The sequence below is a fragment of the Nocardioides sp. URHA0020 genome, from assembly GCF_000620705.1.
Taxonomy (GTDB): Bacteria; Actinomycetota; Actinomycetes; order Propionibacteriales; family Nocardioidaceae; genus Nocardioides.
In genome coordinates this window covers 307,106-323,077 of sequence record NZ_KK211172.1, presented here as the reverse complement: position 1 = coordinate 323,077, position 15,972 = coordinate 307,106, and the positions used below count along the sequence as shown (strand labels likewise).

At 72.0% G+C, this 15,972-nt stretch carries 17 protein-coding genes; 14 read left to right on the top strand and 3 right to left on the bottom strand.

What is annotated here, in order from left to right; genetic code table 11:
* Together lepB and N542_RS26210 are read left to right on the top strand one after the other, a co-directional pair.
* Positions 1 to 695 (top strand): signal peptidase I (gene lepB, locus N542_RS0122615; protein WP_028645871.1); only part of this gene is annotated, 695 nt, incomplete at its 5' end.
* 25 nt (positions 696 to 720) lie between these two features.
* Entirely contained in the window at positions 721 to 1,449 is a 729-nt protein-coding gene (locus N542_RS26210) for a ribonuclease HII (RefSeq protein ID WP_051552289.1), read from the top strand.
* On the opposite strand, the gene N542_RS0122605 is transcribed toward N542_RS26210, so the two are convergent.
* Positions 1,381 to 2,124 carry a YqjF family protein gene (locus tag N542_RS0122605; RefSeq protein WP_051552287.1) on the bottom strand — a complete coding sequence of 248 codons (744 nt, stop codon included), beginning with the start codon at positions 2,122 to 2,124 and terminating at the stop codon, positions 1,381 to 1,383. The genes N542_RS26210 and N542_RS0122605 overlap by 69 nt on opposite strands.
* An 85-nt stretch (positions 2,125 to 2,209) precedes the next feature.
* Between N542_RS0122605 and N542_RS0122600 the strand changes: the two genes are divergently transcribed.
* Positions 2,210 to 2,518, top strand: coding sequence for a DUF2469 domain-containing protein (locus N542_RS0122600; protein WP_028645869.1), 309 nt, complete (start codon positions 2,210 to 2,212; stop codon positions 2,516 to 2,518).
* Between the two features lie 21 nt (positions 2,519 to 2,539).
* On the opposite strand, the gene N542_RS0122595 is transcribed toward N542_RS0122600, so the two are convergent.
* A complete protein-coding gene (locus N542_RS0122595; RefSeq protein ID WP_081795492.1) occupies positions 2,540 to 4,978 on the bottom strand; it encodes a CARDB domain-containing protein in 2,439 nt (812 codons plus the stop codon).
* 222 nt (positions 4,979 to 5,200) lie between these two features.
* Between N542_RS0122595 and N542_RS0122590 the strand changes: the two genes are divergently transcribed.
* From N542_RS0122590 to N542_RS0122575, 4 genes are all read left to right on the top strand, one after another.
* Positions 5,201 to 5,569 (top strand): YraN family protein, encoded by a 369-nt coding sequence (locus N542_RS0122590; protein WP_028645867.1) that lies wholly within the window; start codon positions 5,201 to 5,203, stop codon positions 5,567 to 5,569.
* A complete protein-coding gene (locus N542_RS0122585) occupies positions 5,569 to 7,155 on the top strand; it encodes a YifB family Mg chelatase-like AAA ATPase (protein ID WP_028645866.1) in 1,587 nt (528 codons plus the stop codon). Before N542_RS0122590 ends, N542_RS0122585 begins: the two co-directional genes overlap by 1 nt.
* The gene (dprA, locus tag N542_RS26205; protein ID WP_036509464.1) at positions 7,152 to 8,267 is read left to right on the top strand and encodes a DNA-processing protein DprA; all 1,116 of its coding nucleotides are present in this window, start codon (positions 7,152 to 7,154) and stop codon (positions 8,265 to 8,267) included. The genes N542_RS0122585 and dprA overlap by 4 nt, the downstream gene beginning before the upstream one ends.
* Positions 8,268 to 8,346: 79 nt before the next feature.
* The gene (locus N542_RS0122575) at positions 8,347 to 9,246 is read left to right on the top strand and encodes a tyrosine recombinase XerC (protein WP_051552307.1); all 900 of its coding nucleotides are present in this window, start codon (positions 8,347 to 8,349) and stop codon (positions 9,244 to 9,246) included.
* Here the strand turns inward: N542_RS0122575 and N542_RS26200 are convergent.
* Complete coding sequence (locus N542_RS26200; protein WP_081795490.1) at positions 9,194 to 9,796, bottom strand: M23 family metallopeptidase; 603 nt, start codon at positions 9,794 to 9,796, stop codon at positions 9,194 to 9,196. The genes N542_RS0122575 and N542_RS26200 overlap by 53 nt on opposite strands.
* Positions 9,797 to 10,184: 388 nt before the next feature.
* Between N542_RS26200 and rpsB the strand changes: the two genes are divergently transcribed.
* The 7 genes from rpsB (at position 10,185) to rlmN (ending at position 15,952) form a co-directional block, all read left to right on the top strand.
* Positions 10,185 to 11,129: a 30S ribosomal protein S2 gene (rpsB, locus tag N542_RS0122565; RefSeq protein ID WP_028645864.1), complete on the top strand. Its 945-nt coding sequence runs from the start codon at positions 10,185 to 10,187 to the stop codon at positions 11,127 to 11,129.
* Positions 11,130 to 11,169: 40 nt separating this feature from the next.
* Positions 11,170 to 11,982, top strand: coding sequence for a translation elongation factor Ts (gene tsf, locus N542_RS0122560; RefSeq protein WP_028645863.1), 813 nt, complete (start codon positions 11,170 to 11,172; stop codon positions 11,980 to 11,982).
* Between the two features lie 128 nt (positions 11,983 to 12,110).
* Positions 12,111 to 12,824, top strand: coding sequence for a UMP kinase (gene pyrH / locus N542_RS0122555; protein WP_028645862.1), 714 nt, complete (start codon positions 12,111 to 12,113; stop codon positions 12,822 to 12,824).
* 69 nt (positions 12,825 to 12,893) lie between these two features.
* Complete coding sequence (frr, locus tag N542_RS0122550) at positions 12,894 to 13,448, top strand: ribosome recycling factor (RefSeq protein ID WP_028645861.1); 555 nt, start codon at positions 12,894 to 12,896, stop codon at positions 13,446 to 13,448.
* Between the two features lie 17 nt (positions 13,449 to 13,465).
* Positions 13,466 to 14,335, top strand: coding sequence for a phosphatidate cytidylyltransferase (locus tag N542_RS0122545; RefSeq protein ID WP_036509462.1), 870 nt, complete (start codon positions 13,466 to 13,468; stop codon positions 14,333 to 14,335).
* Between the two features lie 80 nt (positions 14,336 to 14,415).
* On the top strand, positions 14,416 to 14,781 hold the full coding sequence (locus tag N542_RS0122540; RefSeq protein WP_028645859.1) for a hypothetical protein: 366 nt from the start codon (positions 14,416 to 14,418) through the stop codon (positions 14,779 to 14,781).
* A gap of 46 nt (positions 14,782 to 14,827) precedes the next feature.
* Positions 14,828 to 15,952, top strand: a complete 1,125-nt coding sequence (gene rlmN, locus N542_RS0122535) for a 23S rRNA (adenine(2503)-C(2))-methyltransferase RlmN (RefSeq protein ID WP_028645858.1) — start codon at positions 14,828 to 14,830, stop codon at positions 15,950 to 15,952.
* The last annotated feature ends 20 nt before the right edge of the window (positions 15,953 to 15,972 follow it).

Below are 15,972 nucleotides of genomic sequence, written 5' to 3'. Positions count from 1 at the left end.
AGCACCTGCCGGTGTGGCAGGAGACGATCCTGCTGCTGGGCATCGCGCTGGTGCTGGCGGTGGTGATCAAGGCGTTGTTCGTGCAGGCGTTCTACATCCCCTCGGAGTCGATGGAGCCGGGGTTGATCAAGAACGACCGGATCCTGGTGGAGAAGCCGTCGTACTGGTTCGACGGTCCCGAGCGCGGTGACGTCGTGGTGTTCAAGGACCCGGGCGACTGGCTGCAGGGCGAGGAGTCGGCCGGCCCGTCGGGCCCGGTGGCGAAGGTGCTGTCGAAGGTCGGGCTCTACCCCTCGGGCGGTCATCTGGTGAAGCGGGTGATCGGCGTCGAGGGTGACGTCATCACGTGCTGCGACACCAAGGGCCGGATCTCGGTCAACGGTCAGGCGCTGAACGAGAAGGACTACGCCCGCCGCGGCGGCGGCTGCTACGGCCCGATGCCGCGGGGCAAGGCGCACTGCGACTGGACCGTCGGCCCGGTGCCCGACGGCAAGATCTTCGTGATGGGCGACAACCGCAACAACTCGGCGGACTCGAGCTTCCACGCCTGCCTGGACACCCCCGACTGCCAGGACAGCCCGTACGTCGACGCCGACGACGTGGTCGGCAGGGTCTTCCTGCTGCTGTGGCCCAGCGACCGGTTCGAGTTCCTGCACCGACCCGCGACCTTCGCGGACGTCCCCGACGCGAAGTGACCGCGCACGAGGTCGGTGGGGACGCGTGAGCGCGCTTCCCCGCGGCGCCACGGTCCGGCGCGATGCCGGGCTGTACGGCTACGAGCGCGCGCTGAGGCGGCACGGGATCGAGCCGATCGCCGGCGTGGACGAGGCCGGCCGGGGCGCCTGCGCGGGCCCCCTGGTGGCGGGCGCGGCGATCCTGCCCGCGGGCAGGGCCGGGGTCATCCCGGGCCTGGCCGACTCCAAGCTGCTCACCGAGAAGGCGCGGGAGCGCTGCTACGCGCAGATCGTCGAGCGTGCCGTCGCCTGGTCGGTGGTCTCGGTCTCGCACGAGGAGTGCGACCGGCTCGGCATGCACGTGGCCAACATCGAGGCGCTGCGACGCGCGGTGGCGCTCCTGGAGATGCCGCCGGCGTACGTGCTCACCGACGGGTTCCCGGTCGACGGCCTCGGCGTGCCCGGGCTGGCGGTCTGGAAGGGCGACCGGGTCGCGGCCTGCATCTCCGCGGCCTCGGTGCTCGCGAAGGTCACCCGCGACCGGATGATGACCGAGCTGGACGCCGCCTGGCCGGCGTACGACTTCAAGACGCACAAGGGATACATCACCGACGTGCACACCGCGGCGCTGACCGAGCACGGCCCGTCGCCGATCCACCGGATGCGGTTCGTGAACGTACGGCGCGCCGCGGGCCTGGAGCCGGTGTCAGAGGCGCTGGGGGAGCCCGAAGGTGGTCCGGACCCCGCTCGAGAAGAGCACCGACTCGGGCGCTGAGTCGACCAGGCCGGGCAGGCCCGCCGCGGCCATCAGGGTGTCCTCGACGTGGATCGCGCGCGCCCGGCGCAGCGGCCACGGGCCATGGGTGTTGGGCACCCAGAGCGTGCGGCCGGCGACCGTGGTGTGCAGCCCGAACCGAGCCGTGAGGAAGAGCTCGAGCGGGCCCGGCTCGGCGATCGGCTCGCCGACCTGGACGTCGATCCGACCGCCGACACCGGTCCGGCGCCGTCGGGAGCGGTAGGAGACCGTCTTGCCCTCGGGGCGCCGGCCGAGGTCGGCGGGCTGCACCGAGAGCCGTGCCCACTGGTAGGGCACGCCGAGGCTGAGGCGCGCGGCTGCCACGACCGCCAGCCGATCGGCCTCCAGCGAGCGGAAGACGACCCCGTGCCGACCGGCGTCGTCCACGGAGTAGAGCCGCACGTTGGTCTCGGAGAAGGTGCCGAGGCGAGGGACCGGCCCCCTCTGCCCCAGGCCCGCGTCGACCATGCGGAAGGGGATCAGCCCCACCCAGCTGCTGCCGTCGTGCACGTCGGGGCGCACCCCGCGGGGCAGCAGCGGGGCCACGACGTCGGGGTCGACGCGCCAGTGCAGGAACGAGATGTCACGCCACCACTGGCTCAGCACCTGGCGGGTCGGCAGCGGTGGTCCCTGGCCCTGCACCTCGTCGCGCACGGGTCAACCATGACAGTCGCCCCTTCATCGGCGCGCCGCAGGCGTGGCGGCGTACGGGCTCGGGGTGCGGGATAGAGTCGCTGTCGTGAGCACGGAGGACCTCGAGAAGTACGAAGCCGAGATGGAGCTGACGCTCTACCGTGAGTACCGAGACGTCGTCGGCATCTTCAAGTACGTCGTCGAGACCGACCGCCGCTTCTACCTCTGCAACCAGGTGGACGTGAAGGCCCGCACCGAGGCCGGCGACGTGTTCTTCGAGGTCTCGATGAGCGATGCGTGGGTGTGGGACATGTACCGCCCCGCCCGCTTCGCCAAGAACGTCAAGGTGCTGACCTTCAAGGACGTCAACGTCGAGGAGCTCAGCCCGACCGAGATCGACCTGCCGAAGCCCTGAGCGGAGCGCTGGTCGGGCGGGTCACTTGACGCGGATCCGCCTGGTGCTCGCCGTGCAGTTGTTGGTCTCCCTGAGCTCGCTGACCTTCGCCGTGTCGTCGGCGCAGCCCAGGACGTAGTACCTGCCCTTCGCCGTCGACGTGGGCACCTTCACGCTGCGCGAGCCGGCCCTGGTCGCACCCGCACCGACGCGGGCCAGGGCGAGGGAGCCCGTCAGCCGCTTGTCCCCGGCGTTGCGGACCTTGTCCTTGGACAGGTAGAACCTGGTCACGGAGGCTCCCGCGGTCCCGAAGCCGATGTTCTTCGTCGAGGTGCCCGCGGCGAACGTCGCGCCGCGGACGCGCGTGGCCGGCGGGTTCTTCGTCGACAGCACGCGCAGGTCGGGCTTGCCCGGGGTGACGGTGACCTTCTCCGCGGCGGCGCCGCAGTTGTCGGCCTCCGACGTCTCGGCGACGACCTTGGCGGCGTCGGCGCACGCGAGCAGGAAGTAGGACCCCGTCGGGGTGGTCCCCGGGACGGTCACCTTCGCCGAGCCGGAGGCAGCCACGCCCTGGGTGAGGGCGGGCACCGGGCGGCCGCCGGAGAGCAGGCGATCACCCGCGGCGTGGGTCGCGGTGGCGGCGAGGTAGTAGCGGGTCGTGCTGGACGCGGCGGGGCCGCTGCCGGCGTTGACCGTCTGGTCGGTCACGGTCATGGTCGTGCCGCGGTGCACCGACGCCGGGGGGTTGGCGACCTCGCCGATGACGAGGTCGGGCCTGCCGAGCTGCCCGGAGGTGTTGAGGCCCCAGCAGATCACCGTGCTGTCGGCCCGGACCGCGCAGCTGTGAGCGCCTCCGGCCGCGACCGCGGCGGCGGTGCCGAGGGGGGAGGTGAGCTGCCCGGCGTCGTTGCTCCCACGGCAGGCGATGAGGCCGCTCGTGCTCACGGTGCACGTGTGGGAGTCACCGGCCGAGACCGCGACGTACGTGCCGGTCGTCGAGCTCGGGGCCTGGCCGTCGGTGTTGTCCCCCCAGCAGGTCAGCGAGCCGTCCACCTTGAGGCCGCACGTGTGGGTGCTGCCGGCCGTGACGGCTGAGAAGAGCCCCGCCGGTGCGGTGGCCTGACCGCTGGTGTTGAGCCCGACGCAGGTGGCGGTGCTGTCGGTCCTGATCCCACAGACCTGACGGGCGCCCGTGGCCACCGCCGTGAACGTCCCGGCCGGCGCGGCGGTCTCGCCGAAGCACGCCATGGTCCCGTCGAACTTGAGCGCGCAGGTGTTGTTGCCGCCGGCGTCGACGGCGGCGTACAGGCCAGCGCTGGTGGCCGTCTTGCCGAACGCCGTGTCGCCCCAGCACTCGAGGCTCCAGTCCAGGTGGATGCCGCACGTGTGGGTGGCGCCCGCCGACACGGCGCGCCAGGAGCCGGCGGGGACGGTCGACTGACCGAGCGAGTCGGCGCCCCAGCACGTCAGGGCATGCGTCGCGGTCACCTCGCAGGTGTGCGCCCCACCCGCCTCCAGCCGCACGCGGTTGAAGTTGCCGGACGGCTGCGTCAGCTCGCCCTGGGTGTTGTTGCCCCAGCACGAGACCGCCCCGGGGAGGGTGATGGCGCACGAGTGGGTGGCACCGATGGCCAGCGCGGTGGCGGTCAGCCCCTCGGGCACGGTGGCCTGGGCCTGGGCGTCATTGCCCCAGCAGGTGACCGTGGTGTCGGAGCTGACGGCGCACGAGGTGCGGCCACCGGCAGCGATGGACGTCCACGTGCCACTGCTGGGTCGGGTCGAGACCTGGGTGAACTCATCGGTGCCCCAGCAGGCGATGCTGTGGTCGGTCGCGATCGCGCAGCTGTGCCGGTCGGCCGAGGCCAGCGAGGTGTAGGTGCCCGGGGGCGGCGTGATCATCGCCTCGTTGAAGTCGTCGTCACCCCAGCACACCAGCGTGCCGTTGGTCCTGATCGCGCAGGTGAAGTCGTAGCCCGCGTCGATGGCCTTGAACGTCCCCGGCACGTCGGCGGCCTGCCCCAGGCCGTTCCATCCCCAGCAGTCGATGGTGCCGTTGGTCCGCAGCCCGCAGGTGTGCATGCCCCCTGCGGTGATCGCGGTGAAGGTGGTGTCGGGTGGGGCGTCGACCTGACCGAAGCTGTCGTCGCCCCAGCAGGTCACGGTGCCGGCCACGGCCAGGGCGCAGGTGTGGGAGCTGCCGACGGCGACGCTCGTGAACGTGCCGGTCGGCGGCGTCGAGTTGCCGGCGAGGTCGTTGCCCCAGCACACGATGCTGCCCTGGGGCCGGACCGCGCAGGAGTGGTTCCCGCCGGCGTCCACGACGCCGCCGGACTCGACCTGTCCGGACGCGGTGGCGAGGATCGGACGGGCCGTCGCAGCAGGAGCCGGGGGGCTGGGGACCGAGACCAGCAGGGCGGCCACGAGGACCGCCGCCGAGCCGACGGAGCGTGCGCTGTGCCGGAGAGCTCGAAGTGTCGGCATGGCTGGCCTTCCTGGGATGAAGCGTCCGATTCCGACCCCGAGCGTCGCTGGCGCGAACGCTACGCGTCTGCCGCCGGCTCCGGGCGAGAACGAGGTGGGAACCGGCCAGCGGGCCACTTCTTGTCCACAGGCCCGTCTCCGGCAGCGCGGTCCACAGGCGCCGGCACGCGCGCCCCCACCCGTCGGCGGTGGCCGCCAGGGTTGCGGTCAGGAGGTCGTGGGATGACGAGTTCGGCAACGGTGAGGCAGGCGCTCGGGGCGTACGGCGAGTCCGTGGCGGCGCGCCACCTGGTGCAGCAGGGGATGGTGTTGCTCGAGCGCAACTGGCGCTGCGAGGCGGGGGAGATCGACCTCGTGCTGCGCGACGGTCGGGTGCTGGTGGTCTGTGAGGTGAAGACCCGCAGCAGCACGTCGTACGGCACTCCGCACGAGGCGATCACCGACCCGAAGCTCGACCGGCTGCGTCGCCTGGCGATGCGCTGGCAGACGGAGCGCGGGCTCGCCGTGCCGGACGTCCGGATCGACCTGGTGGCGGTGCTGCGGCCACGTCGCGGGCCCTCCGTGGTCGAGCACGTCCGGGGGATCGGCTGATGCCCTTCGCCACCGCCCGGACGGTCTCGCTGCACGGGGCCGTCGGTCATCTCATCGACGTCCAGAGCGACGTCTCGCCCGGGCAGCCCGGTCTCACGATGGTGGGTCGGCCCGACGCCACCCTCCAGGAGGGGCGGGACCGCTGCCGGATGGCGATCATCAACAGCAGGCTGGTCTGGCCCACGACCAAGCGCATCACGATCCTGCTCTCACCCGCCGACCTCCTCAAGAGCGGCACCCACTTCGACCTGGCGATCGCGGTGTCGGTGCTGGCCGCCGACGGCGGCGTCCCGAAGTCGATGCTGGCCGGGACGGCGTTCGTCGGCGAGCTGACCCTCGACGGCAACCTGCGGTCGGTGACCGGGGTGCTGCCGATGGTGCTGGCAGCCGCCGAGCGCGGCGTGCGCCGGGTCTTCGTGCCCGAGCCGCAGGCCAGCGAGGCGGCGATGGTGCCGGGCATGGAGGTGTTCGGCATGCGATCGCTGGCTCAGGTGGTGGCCGAGCTGCGCGGCGACGAGGTGCCCGAGGCGCCGCCGGTCGCGCCGATGTCGGGCGCCCGGCTGCTGAGCTGGCGGGGGGAGGAGCGGCTCGAGGAGACCGACATGTCCGACCTGCTCGGGCTGGCCGACGTGCGGTACGCCGTCGAGGTCGCGGCGGCCGGGAGCCACCATCTCCTGCTGTCCGGGCCGAAGGGGGCGGGCAAGACCTCCGTCGCCGAGCGGATCCCCGGGATCCTGCCCGACCTCACCCGCACCGAGTCGCTCGAGCTGACCGCGCTGCACTCCCTGGCGGGCATCCTCGATCCCGGGCAGGGCATGGTCGTCCGGCCGCCGTACTCCGCGCCCCACCACGACGCCAGCAAGGCCAGCCTGATCGGCGGTGGCCGCGGCCAGGTGCGACCGGGGGAGGTGAGCCGGGCGCACGGCGGGGTGCTCTTCCTCGACGAGTTCCCGCTCTTCCGCAGCGACGTGATCGAGGCGCTGCGACAGCCGCTGGAGAGCGGCGACGTGACGATCGCGCGTCAGGAGGAGTCGGTCACCCTGCCGGCCCGGGGCATGGTGGTGCTGGCCTGCAACCCGTGCCCCTGCGGCAACTACAGCAGCGACCCGGGGACGAGCCGCTGCAACTGTCGGGCGCCGCAGCTGCGCGACTACCGCGCCAAGGTGACGGGCCCGGTGGCCGACCGCGTCGACATCGTGCGCAACCTGATGCCGCTGACGAGGGCCGACCGCGGCGACCGGCTCGTGGTGCCCGAGTCCTCCGCCGCGATCCGCGAGCGGGTGGCCGCCGCCCGGCTGCGCCAGGCCGAGCGGTACGCCGGGGAGAGCTGGGGGCTCAACGGGCACGCACCCGGCCCGGTCCTGCGGGAGCGGTGGCCGCTCCCGCTGCCGGCCCAGCAGATGATCGACGACGAGATCTACGACGGCCGGCTCAGTCGTCGCGGCGGCACCCGGGTGCACCGGCTCGCGTGGACGGTGGCCGACCTGCGTCGGCGCGACCAGCCGGGCTCGGCCGAGGTTGCCGTGGCGCTCCGGTTGCGGACCGGTGACCCGCTGCTGCTCGACATGCTGGAGCGGGCCTCATGACCGCCTCCGACGCCGACCGCCTGGCCCGGGTGGCCCTGACCCGGATCGCCGAGCCGGGGCACGTGGGACTGCTCGGCCTGGTGGCGGCCACCGGTGCCGAGGCCGCGCTGGCCGAGCTCAGCGCCGACCCGGTGCTCGGCCCCCGGCTCGACGCGGTCGACCCCGAGCGTGAGCTGGCCGCGGCCGCGCGCCGAGGCCTGCGCTTCGTCGTGCCCGGTGACGACGAGTGGCCCCCGGCGCTCGACGACCTGCAGACGGCGGAGCCGGTGCAGGAGCGTGGAGGAGTCCCGCTCGGGCTGTGGGTCCGTGGTCCGCTGCGGCTCGACCAGCTCGCGGGATCGCTCGCGGTGGTGGGTGCTCGCACGGCGACGACGTACGGCAGCGATCTCGCCGCGGACCTGGCGGCGACCGTCGGCCAGGCGGGTCGCGCGATCGTCTCTGGTGCGGCGTTCGGGATCGACTTCGCCGCGCACCGCGGTGCGATCGCCGTCGGCGCGCCGACCGTGGCCGTGCTCGCCTGCGGCGCCGACCGGGTCTATCCGCAGGCTCACCAGCAGCTGATCGACCACCTGGCGGCCGAGGGGGCGGTGGTCTCCGAGACGGCTCCGGGCGGGGCGCCGATGCGGGTCAGGTTCCTGTCCCGCAACCGGATCATCGCCGCCCTGTCCGGGGGCACCGTGGTGGTCGAGGCAGCTCTGCGCAGCGGTGCCCTCAACACCGCCAACTGGGCCGGCCGCCTCAACCGACCGGTGATGGGCGTGCCCGGCCCGGTCACCAGCGCCTCATCGGCCGGGGTGCACCAGCTGATCCGGACGGGGGCGGCGACGCTGGTGACCTCCGGCGAGGACGTGCTCGAGCTGCTCGGCGCCGCGGGGGAGCACGTGCTCGACATCCCGCGCGGCAAGGACCGGCCACGCGACGCGCTGAGCCATCTCCAGCGTCGTGTGCTCGACGCGGTGCCGGTGTCGCGGGGAGCGCCGTCCACGTCGGTGGCACACGTCGCCGGCCTGGCGGCCGAGGAGGTGCACGCGACGCTGCTCGCGCTCGAGGCCCGCGGGATGGTCGAGGTCGACGACGACGGCTGGCGGCTCGCCGCCCTCGCTCACGACTGAGGGGACCCCGCGTTCCTAGAGTGGAGCCGTGACGGATCAGGCCGACGAGGTCGAGGTGGCCGACGGGCTGCCGGGAGCGATGCTGGAGCTGCTGGCGGCGTACGAGCGCCACCTGGCGGTCGAGCGCGACCTGACCCCGCACACGGTCCGGGCCTACCTCGCCGACGTCGGCAGCCTCCTCGACCACACCGCGCGGCTGGGGGCGACGGACGTGAGCGGGCTCGACCTGCGGACGTTGCGCAGCTGGCTGGCCAAGCAGCAGACGATGGGCCGGTCGCGCACGACCATCGCCCGCAGAGCGACCGCAGCGCGGGTGTTCACCGCGTGGCTGACCCGCACCGGACGCATCCCGACCGACGTCGGCGCCAGCCTGGGGTCGCCGAAGGCACACAAGTCGCTGCCGCCGGTGCTGCGCGCCGACGAGGCGGCTGACCTGATCCGGGCGGCGACCGAGCATGCCGACGACGGCAGCCCGACGGGGCTGCGCGACATCGCGATGCTCGAGCTGCTCTACGCCACCGGCGTCCGGGTCGGCGAGCTGGTCGGGCTCGACGTCGACGACGTCGACCGGGAGCGCAACGTCATCCGGGTCTTCGGCAAGGGCCGCAAGGAGCGCTCGGTGCCCTTCGGCCGGCCGGCCGCGCGGGCGGTCGAGTTCTGGGTCCGGCACGGGCGGCCCCGGCTGGCGGTCGAGGGCTCGGGTGCCGCGCTCTTCCTCGGCACCCGCGGCAAGCGGATCGACCAGCGCGCGGTCCGCACGATGGTCCACCGGCGCATCGCCGACGTGCCGGGTGCACCGGACATCGGGCCGCACGGCCTGCGCCACACCGCCGCCACGCACCTCCTCGAGGGCGGCGCCGACCTCCGCTCGGTCCAGGAGCTGCTCGGGCACGCCTCGCTGGCGACGACCCAGCTCTACACGCACGTCACCACCGACCGGCTCCGGCGGGCCTACCAGCAGGCGCACCCGCGCGCGTGAGCATCGTGATGGGGGCCCGCCACGCGGCGTACGGCGTCGGGCCCGCTGGCGCGGCTCCGACCTGCCACAGCGGCAGCAGCCGGACGGGTCCGGCGCCCACCAGTCGCAGCGGGTCCAGGTAGGTCTCGCCCTCCAGCCAGCCCCAGTGCAGGCAGGCGCGGGGCAGGCAGTGAGAGCCCGCGATCGCCAGGGTGCCCAGCGGGGCGCCGGCGACGACGACGGTCCCGAGCCCGACGCCGGCCTCGACGGGCTCGTACGTCGTACGCGTCCTGCCGTGGTCGACCACCACGACGCCCCGCCCCGCCAGCACGCCCACCCACGAGACCCGGCCGGGCAGCGCGGCCCGGACCGGCTGACCGACCGCACCCAGGAGGTCGACCCCGCGGTGACCGGCGGCCCAGGGGTCGTCCGGCGGGTCGAAGCCGCGCTCGACGACCGGCTCGGGCACCAGCGGCCAGACGCCCACGGGATCGGGCTCCGCCGCTGCCACCGGCAGCCGCCAGGGGCACAGGGCGAGGACGAGCAGGAGGACCACGCAGCCAGGACGCATGCGTCGAGGCTGCCCACCGAGGACGGCGGGCGCGAGCGAGTCGTGGCGGGCTGGGGAGAACGCGTTCCGGGGGTCTCCTGTGGACGACTTCCGGCCCGGTCCCAGCGATTCGCGGCGGAGCGCGGCCTGGACTACTCTGGTCCGAGCAACCCGCAAGGGTTGACTTCGCACGCTCGCAGACCGCGACGGGCCCTGGCACTCCGAGGACCCGATCACCCGTGGGCGCGACCCTCAGTTCTTCGCACGAAGATCGGGCCGCGCGCAGGCGTCAGGGCCACCGGCACCCGCCGGCGGCAGCAACTGAAAACACAGCAGGAGCACGCTCCGGTCCGTCCTGGTTCAAGGGCGGACGATACGGTGTGCGCTCCGATCACCAGGAGACATTTCAATGGCAGTCGTCACCATGCGCCAGCTTCTCGAGAGCGGCGTCCACTTCGGGCACCAGACCCGTCGCTGGAACCCCAAGATGAAGCGCTTCATCATGACCGAGCGCAACGGCATCTACATCATCGACCTGCAGCAGTCGCTGGCCTACATCGACCGCTCGTACGCCTTCATCAAGGAGGTCGTCGCCAAGGGCGGCACCGTGATGTTCGTCGGCACGAAGAAGCAGGCCCAGGAGGCGATCGCCGAGCAGGCGACCCGCGTCGGGATGCCCTACGTCAACCAGCGCTGGCTCGGTGGCATGCTCACCAACTTCCAGACGGTGCACCAGCGGATCAACCGCCTCAAGGAGCTCGACGAGATCGACTTCGAGGACGTGGCCGGCAGCAGCCGCACGAAGAAGGAGCTGCTCCAGATGCGCCGCGAGCGGGACAAGCTGAACAAGTCCCTCGGCGGCATCCGCGAGATGAGCCGTACGCCGTCCGCCGTGTGGATCGTCGACACCAACAAGGAGCACCTCGCCGTCGAGGAGGCGCGCAAGCTGCGCATCCCGATCATCGGCATCCTCGACTCCAACTGCGACCCCGACGTGGTCGACTTCCCGATCCCGGGCAACGACGACGCCATCCGCGCGGTCGGCCTGCTGACCCGGGTCGTGGCCGACGCCGTCGCCGAGGGCCTGATCGCCCGCTCCGGCGCGAAGCCCACCGAGGGCACCGAGGCCGTGGGCGCCGAGGAGCCGCTGCCCGAGTGGGAGCGCGAGCTCCTGGGTGGCGAGGCCGAGGCCGCCGCCGTCGAGGCGACCGGTGGCGACGCTGCCACGGACGAGACCCCCGCCGCCGAGGCGACCGGTGCCGCGTCCGAGGCCGCCGAGGCTGTCGAGGCCCCCGCGGCCGTCGAGGAGGCGCCCGTCGAGGCCGCCGCCGAGACGTCCGACGCCCAGGCCTGAGCACCACTCATCACTTCGGATACTTCGAGGAAGAAGGATCATGTCTAACTTCTCCGCGGCCGACGTCAAGAAGCTCCGTGAGCTGACCGGCGCCGGCATGATGGACTGCAAGAAGGCTCTCGACGAGTCGGACGGCGACTTCGACCAGGCGGTCGAGCTCCTCCGGGTCAAGGGTGCCGCGAAGGCCGCCAACCGTGCGGCCGAGCGGGAGGCCTCCGCGGGTCTGGTCGCCCACGCTCCCGGCGTGCTCGTCGAGCTCAAGTGCGAGACCGACTTCGTCGCCAAGGGCGAGGACTTCGTCGTCGCCGCCCAGCGGATCGCCGACGCTGCTGCGGAGGCCAAGCCGGCCGACGTCGCCGCGCTGCGTGCAGTCTCCCTGGGTGACCAGACGGTCGGCGACGTCGTCGACGGCCTCGCGGTCTCGATCGGCGAGAAGATCGAGCTCGGTCAGTACGTCTACTTCGACGGTCCGGTCGTGGCCTACATGCACAAGCGTGCCGCCGACCTGCCGCCCGCCGTCGGCGTCCTGGTCGAGTACGACGGCAACGCCGACGCGGCCCGCTCCGCGGCGATGCAGATCGCCGCGATGCGTCCGAAGTACCTCACCCGTGACGAGGTGCCGGTCGACGTCGTGGCGCACGAGCGCGACATCGCCGAGCGGACCTCCCGCGAGGAGGGCAAGCCCGAGCAGGCCATCGCCAAGATCACCGAGGGTCGCCTCAACGGCTTCTTCAAGGACGTCGTCCTGCTGGAGCAGCCGTCGGTGACCGAGAGCAAGAAGTCCGTCAAGGCCGTCATGGACGAGGCCGGCACCACCTTGAAGCGGTTCGTCCGTTTCGAGGTCGGCGCCTGACCGGATAGGTTCACAGCAGACGAAGTCGAGGAGGCCGGTCCGATGTCAGCACCACTGATCATCGGACCGGCCTTCTCGCACGTCCGGCACACAGTCCGCAGCACCCGCACCACCCGAAGGAGCCGCCCGTGACGGGTTACAAGCGAGTCCTGCTCAAGCTGTCCGGCGAGGTGTTCGGCGGCGGCAACGTGGGCATCGACCCCGACGTCGTGCAGAAGGTCGCCCAGGAGATCACCGCCGTCGCTCAGGCCGGCGTCCAGATCGCGGTCGTCACCGGCGGCGGCAACTTCTTCCGCGGCGCCGAGCTCCAGCAGCGCGGCATGGACCGGGTCCGCGCCGACTACATGGGCATGCTCGGCATCGTGATGAACTGCCTGGCGCTCCAGGACTTCCTGGAGAAGATGGGCGTCGAGACCCGGGTCCAGACCGCCATCACCATGGGCCAGGTTGCCGAGCCCTACATCCCCCGCCGGGCGATCCGGCACATGGAGAAGGGTCGCGTCGTGATCTTCGGCGCCGGCATGGGCATGCCCTTCTTCTCGACCGACACCGTGGCCGTCCAGCGGGCGCTGGAGAGCAAGTGCGACGTCGTGCTGGTCGCCAAGAGCGGCGTGGACGGCGTCTACAGCGCCGACCCGAAGCTCGACCCGACGGCCACCAAGTACGACGTGCTGACGTACGACGAGGCGATCGCCCAGGGTCTGCGGATCATGGACCAGACGGCGTTCGCCCTCTGCGGCGAGAACAAGCTGCCCATGGTCGTCTTCGGGATGGAGCCCGAGGGCAACATCCTGCGGGTGGTCCAGGGTGAGAAGATCGGCACGCTCGTCAGCGCAGGCTGACCGAGCGGCTGGAACTGCAGGGAACAACCACGAGCCCGCGGGCTCGACATCGAAGGAGCAGCGGTGACGATCAACGGCATCCTCAACGAGGCCGACGGCAAGATGGGCAAGTCGGTCGAGTCGACGCGCGAGGAGTTCTCCGCGATCCGGGCCGGTCGGGCGACGCCGAGCATGTTCAGCAAGATCATGGTCGACTACTACGGCACGCCCACGCCGCTGCAGCAGCTGGCGTCGTTCACTGCTCCCGAGGCCCGGATCATCCTCATCCAGCCCTACGACGTGGGCGCGATGGGCAACATCGAGCGGGCCATCCGCGACTCCGACCTCGGGGTCAACCCGTCCAACGACGGCAAGATGCTGCGCTGCAACTTCCCGGAGCTGACCGAGGAGCGCCGCAAGGACTACATCAAGGTCGCCCGGGCCAAGGCCGAGGACGGCCGGGTCGCGGTGCGCAACCTGCGTCGTACGGCCAAGCAGGGCCTCGAGAAGCTCGAGAAGGACGGCGAGGTCGGCAAGGACGACGTCACCGGCGCCGAGAAGCGGCTCGACGGGATCACCAAGAAGCACACCGACGTCATCGACGAGATGCTGAAGAACAAGGAGTCCGAGCTGCTCGAGGTCTGAGCAGGCCGGGACCCCGCATGACTGACACCACCATGCCCACGAAGGACCACGGCCGCGCCGGCCGTGACCTCCCGGCCGCCGTCACCTCCGCCCTCGTCCTGGTCGGCGCGATCCTGGTCTCGCTGCTCTTCTGGAAGACGGCGTTCATGGTGATCGTCGCGATCGCCGTGGTGGTCGCGATCTGGGAGCTGCACCGCGGGTTCGGCGCCAAGGGCATCGACCTTCCTGAGCAACCGCTGATGCTGGGCGGCGTCGTGATGGTCGTGGTCGCCTACTTCTGGGGCGCGCCGGCCCTGGTGACGGCCACCGCCGTCGCCGCGCTGATGACGATGCTCTGGCTGCTGCGGCGCGGCATCGACGGCTACGTCCAGAACGCCACGGCGTCGGTCTTCAGCCTGGTCTACGTCCCCTTCCTCGGGTCGTTCGTCGCGCTCCTGCTCTCCGAGGGCGGTGGGGTCAACGCCCACGGTCTCGACGACGCGGGTGTGCAGGGCATCATCGCCTTCATCGCGATCACCGTCGCCTCCGACACCGGGGGGTACGTCGCCGGGGTGCTCTTCGGCAAGCACCCGATGGCACCGGTGATCTCGCCGAAGAAGTCGTGGGAGGGCTTCGCCGGCTCCGTGGTCTTCTGCCTCGTCGCCGGCTGGGCGCTGGTCGTCTACCTCCTCGACGGCGACTGGTGGGTGGGCCTCGCCCTCGGCGTGATCGCGGCCGTGATGGCCACCCTGGGCGACCTGTGCGAGTCGGTGATCAAGCGCGACCTCGGCATCAAGGACATGAGCCAGGTGATCCCGGGCCACGGCGGCCTGATGGACCGGCTCGACTCCCTGCTCGCCACGGTCGCCCCGATCTGGCTGCTGCTGCACTACGCCGTCTTCACCTAGACGGCGCCCGGCGGGCGTCCCGCACCGGAGTGCGGCATGGCGGCACCCGCCCACCCCGATCGGCGATTAGCATCGAGGTGATGAGCGCGGACCAGCAGACCGACCCCACCGAGCGGGACCAGCCCGCCCCGGAGCGCCAGCCCGACTGGTGGCACCGTGACCACCCCACGTTCACGTCCCTCACCGGGTTCTTCACCGGGCTCGCGTTCGTGGTCCTGGTGCCGGGTCTCTTCGTCGCGCTGCTGCACGTGCTGGTCGCCGACGACACGGCCGAGGACCTCTTCCCGTTCGTGCTGGTCACGCTCGCCGTGCCGATCGGGCTGATCATCGCTCCGCGCACGCGTCGCTTCGGCCTCTACATGCTGATCGGGCTCACGGTCACCGCGCTGGTCGTCGGAGGCGTCGCCGCGCTGGTGCTCTGGTACATGATCACCTACCAGGCCTGAGCCACGAATCGCGCTCCGGTGGCGCCGGGTGGGACAATCGACCACGATGTCTGAGCGCACCCCCCTGCCCCTGGTCTTCGACGAGCCCCGCGGTCGCAAGAAGCCGCCGCCGCACCTCGCCGACCTCACCGCCGACGAGCGCGTCGAGCGGCTCAAGGAGCTGGGCCTGCCCGGCTTCCGCGCCAAGCAGCTCTCGACCCACTACTTCGCCCGGCTGGTCGACGACCCGGCCGAGATGACCGACCTCCCGGCCGCCCAGCGCGACGAGCTCGTCGCGGGCCTGCTGCCCAACCTGATGACGCCGCTGCGCACCATGGAGGCCGACCGCGGCACGACGCGCAAGACCCTCTGGAAGCTCTTCGACGGTGCGCTCGTCGAGTCGGTGCTGATGCGCTACCCCGACCGCGCCACGATCTGCGTCTCCAGCCAGGCCGGCTGCGGCATGGCCTGCCCCTTCTGCGCCACCGGCCAGGGCGGTCTGCAGCGCAACATGTCGACCGCCGAGATCGTCGAGCAGGTCGTCGCCGGCGCTCGGTCGCTGGCGCGGGGCGAGGTCCCCGGCGGCCCGGGCCGGGTCTCCAACGTCGTGTTCATGGGCATGGGGGAGCCGCTCGCCAACTACAAGGCGGTCATCGGCACCGTTCGCCGCCTCACCGACCCGACGCCCGACGGCCTCGGCATGAGCGCCCGCGGCATCACGGTGTCGACCGTCGGCCTGGTGCCGCGGATGCTGCAGCTCGCCGAGGAGGGCATCCCGGTCACCCTCGCACTCAGCCTGCACGCGCCCGACGACGAGCTGCGCAACGAGCTGGTCCCGATCAACACCCGCTACTCCGTCGCCGAGACCGTCGCGGCGGCCTGGAACTACGCCAAGGTCACCAAGCGCCGGGTCTCCATCGAGTACGCCATGATGCGCGGCATCAACGACCACGCCTGGCGGGCGGACCTGCTCGCCGACGTGCTCCAGTCGTACGGCGACTGGGGCTGGGTGCACGTCAACCTGATCCCCCTCAACCCCACGCCGGGGTCGAAGTGGACCGCCTCCGACCCGGCCGACGAGCGCGAGTTCGTGCGCCGCCTGGAGGCGAAGGGCATCTCCACGACGGTGCGCGACACCCGCGGCCGCGAGATCGACGGCGCCTGCGGCCAGCTCGCCGCGACCGAGGCCTGACCCGGGACCTGGCCCGACTC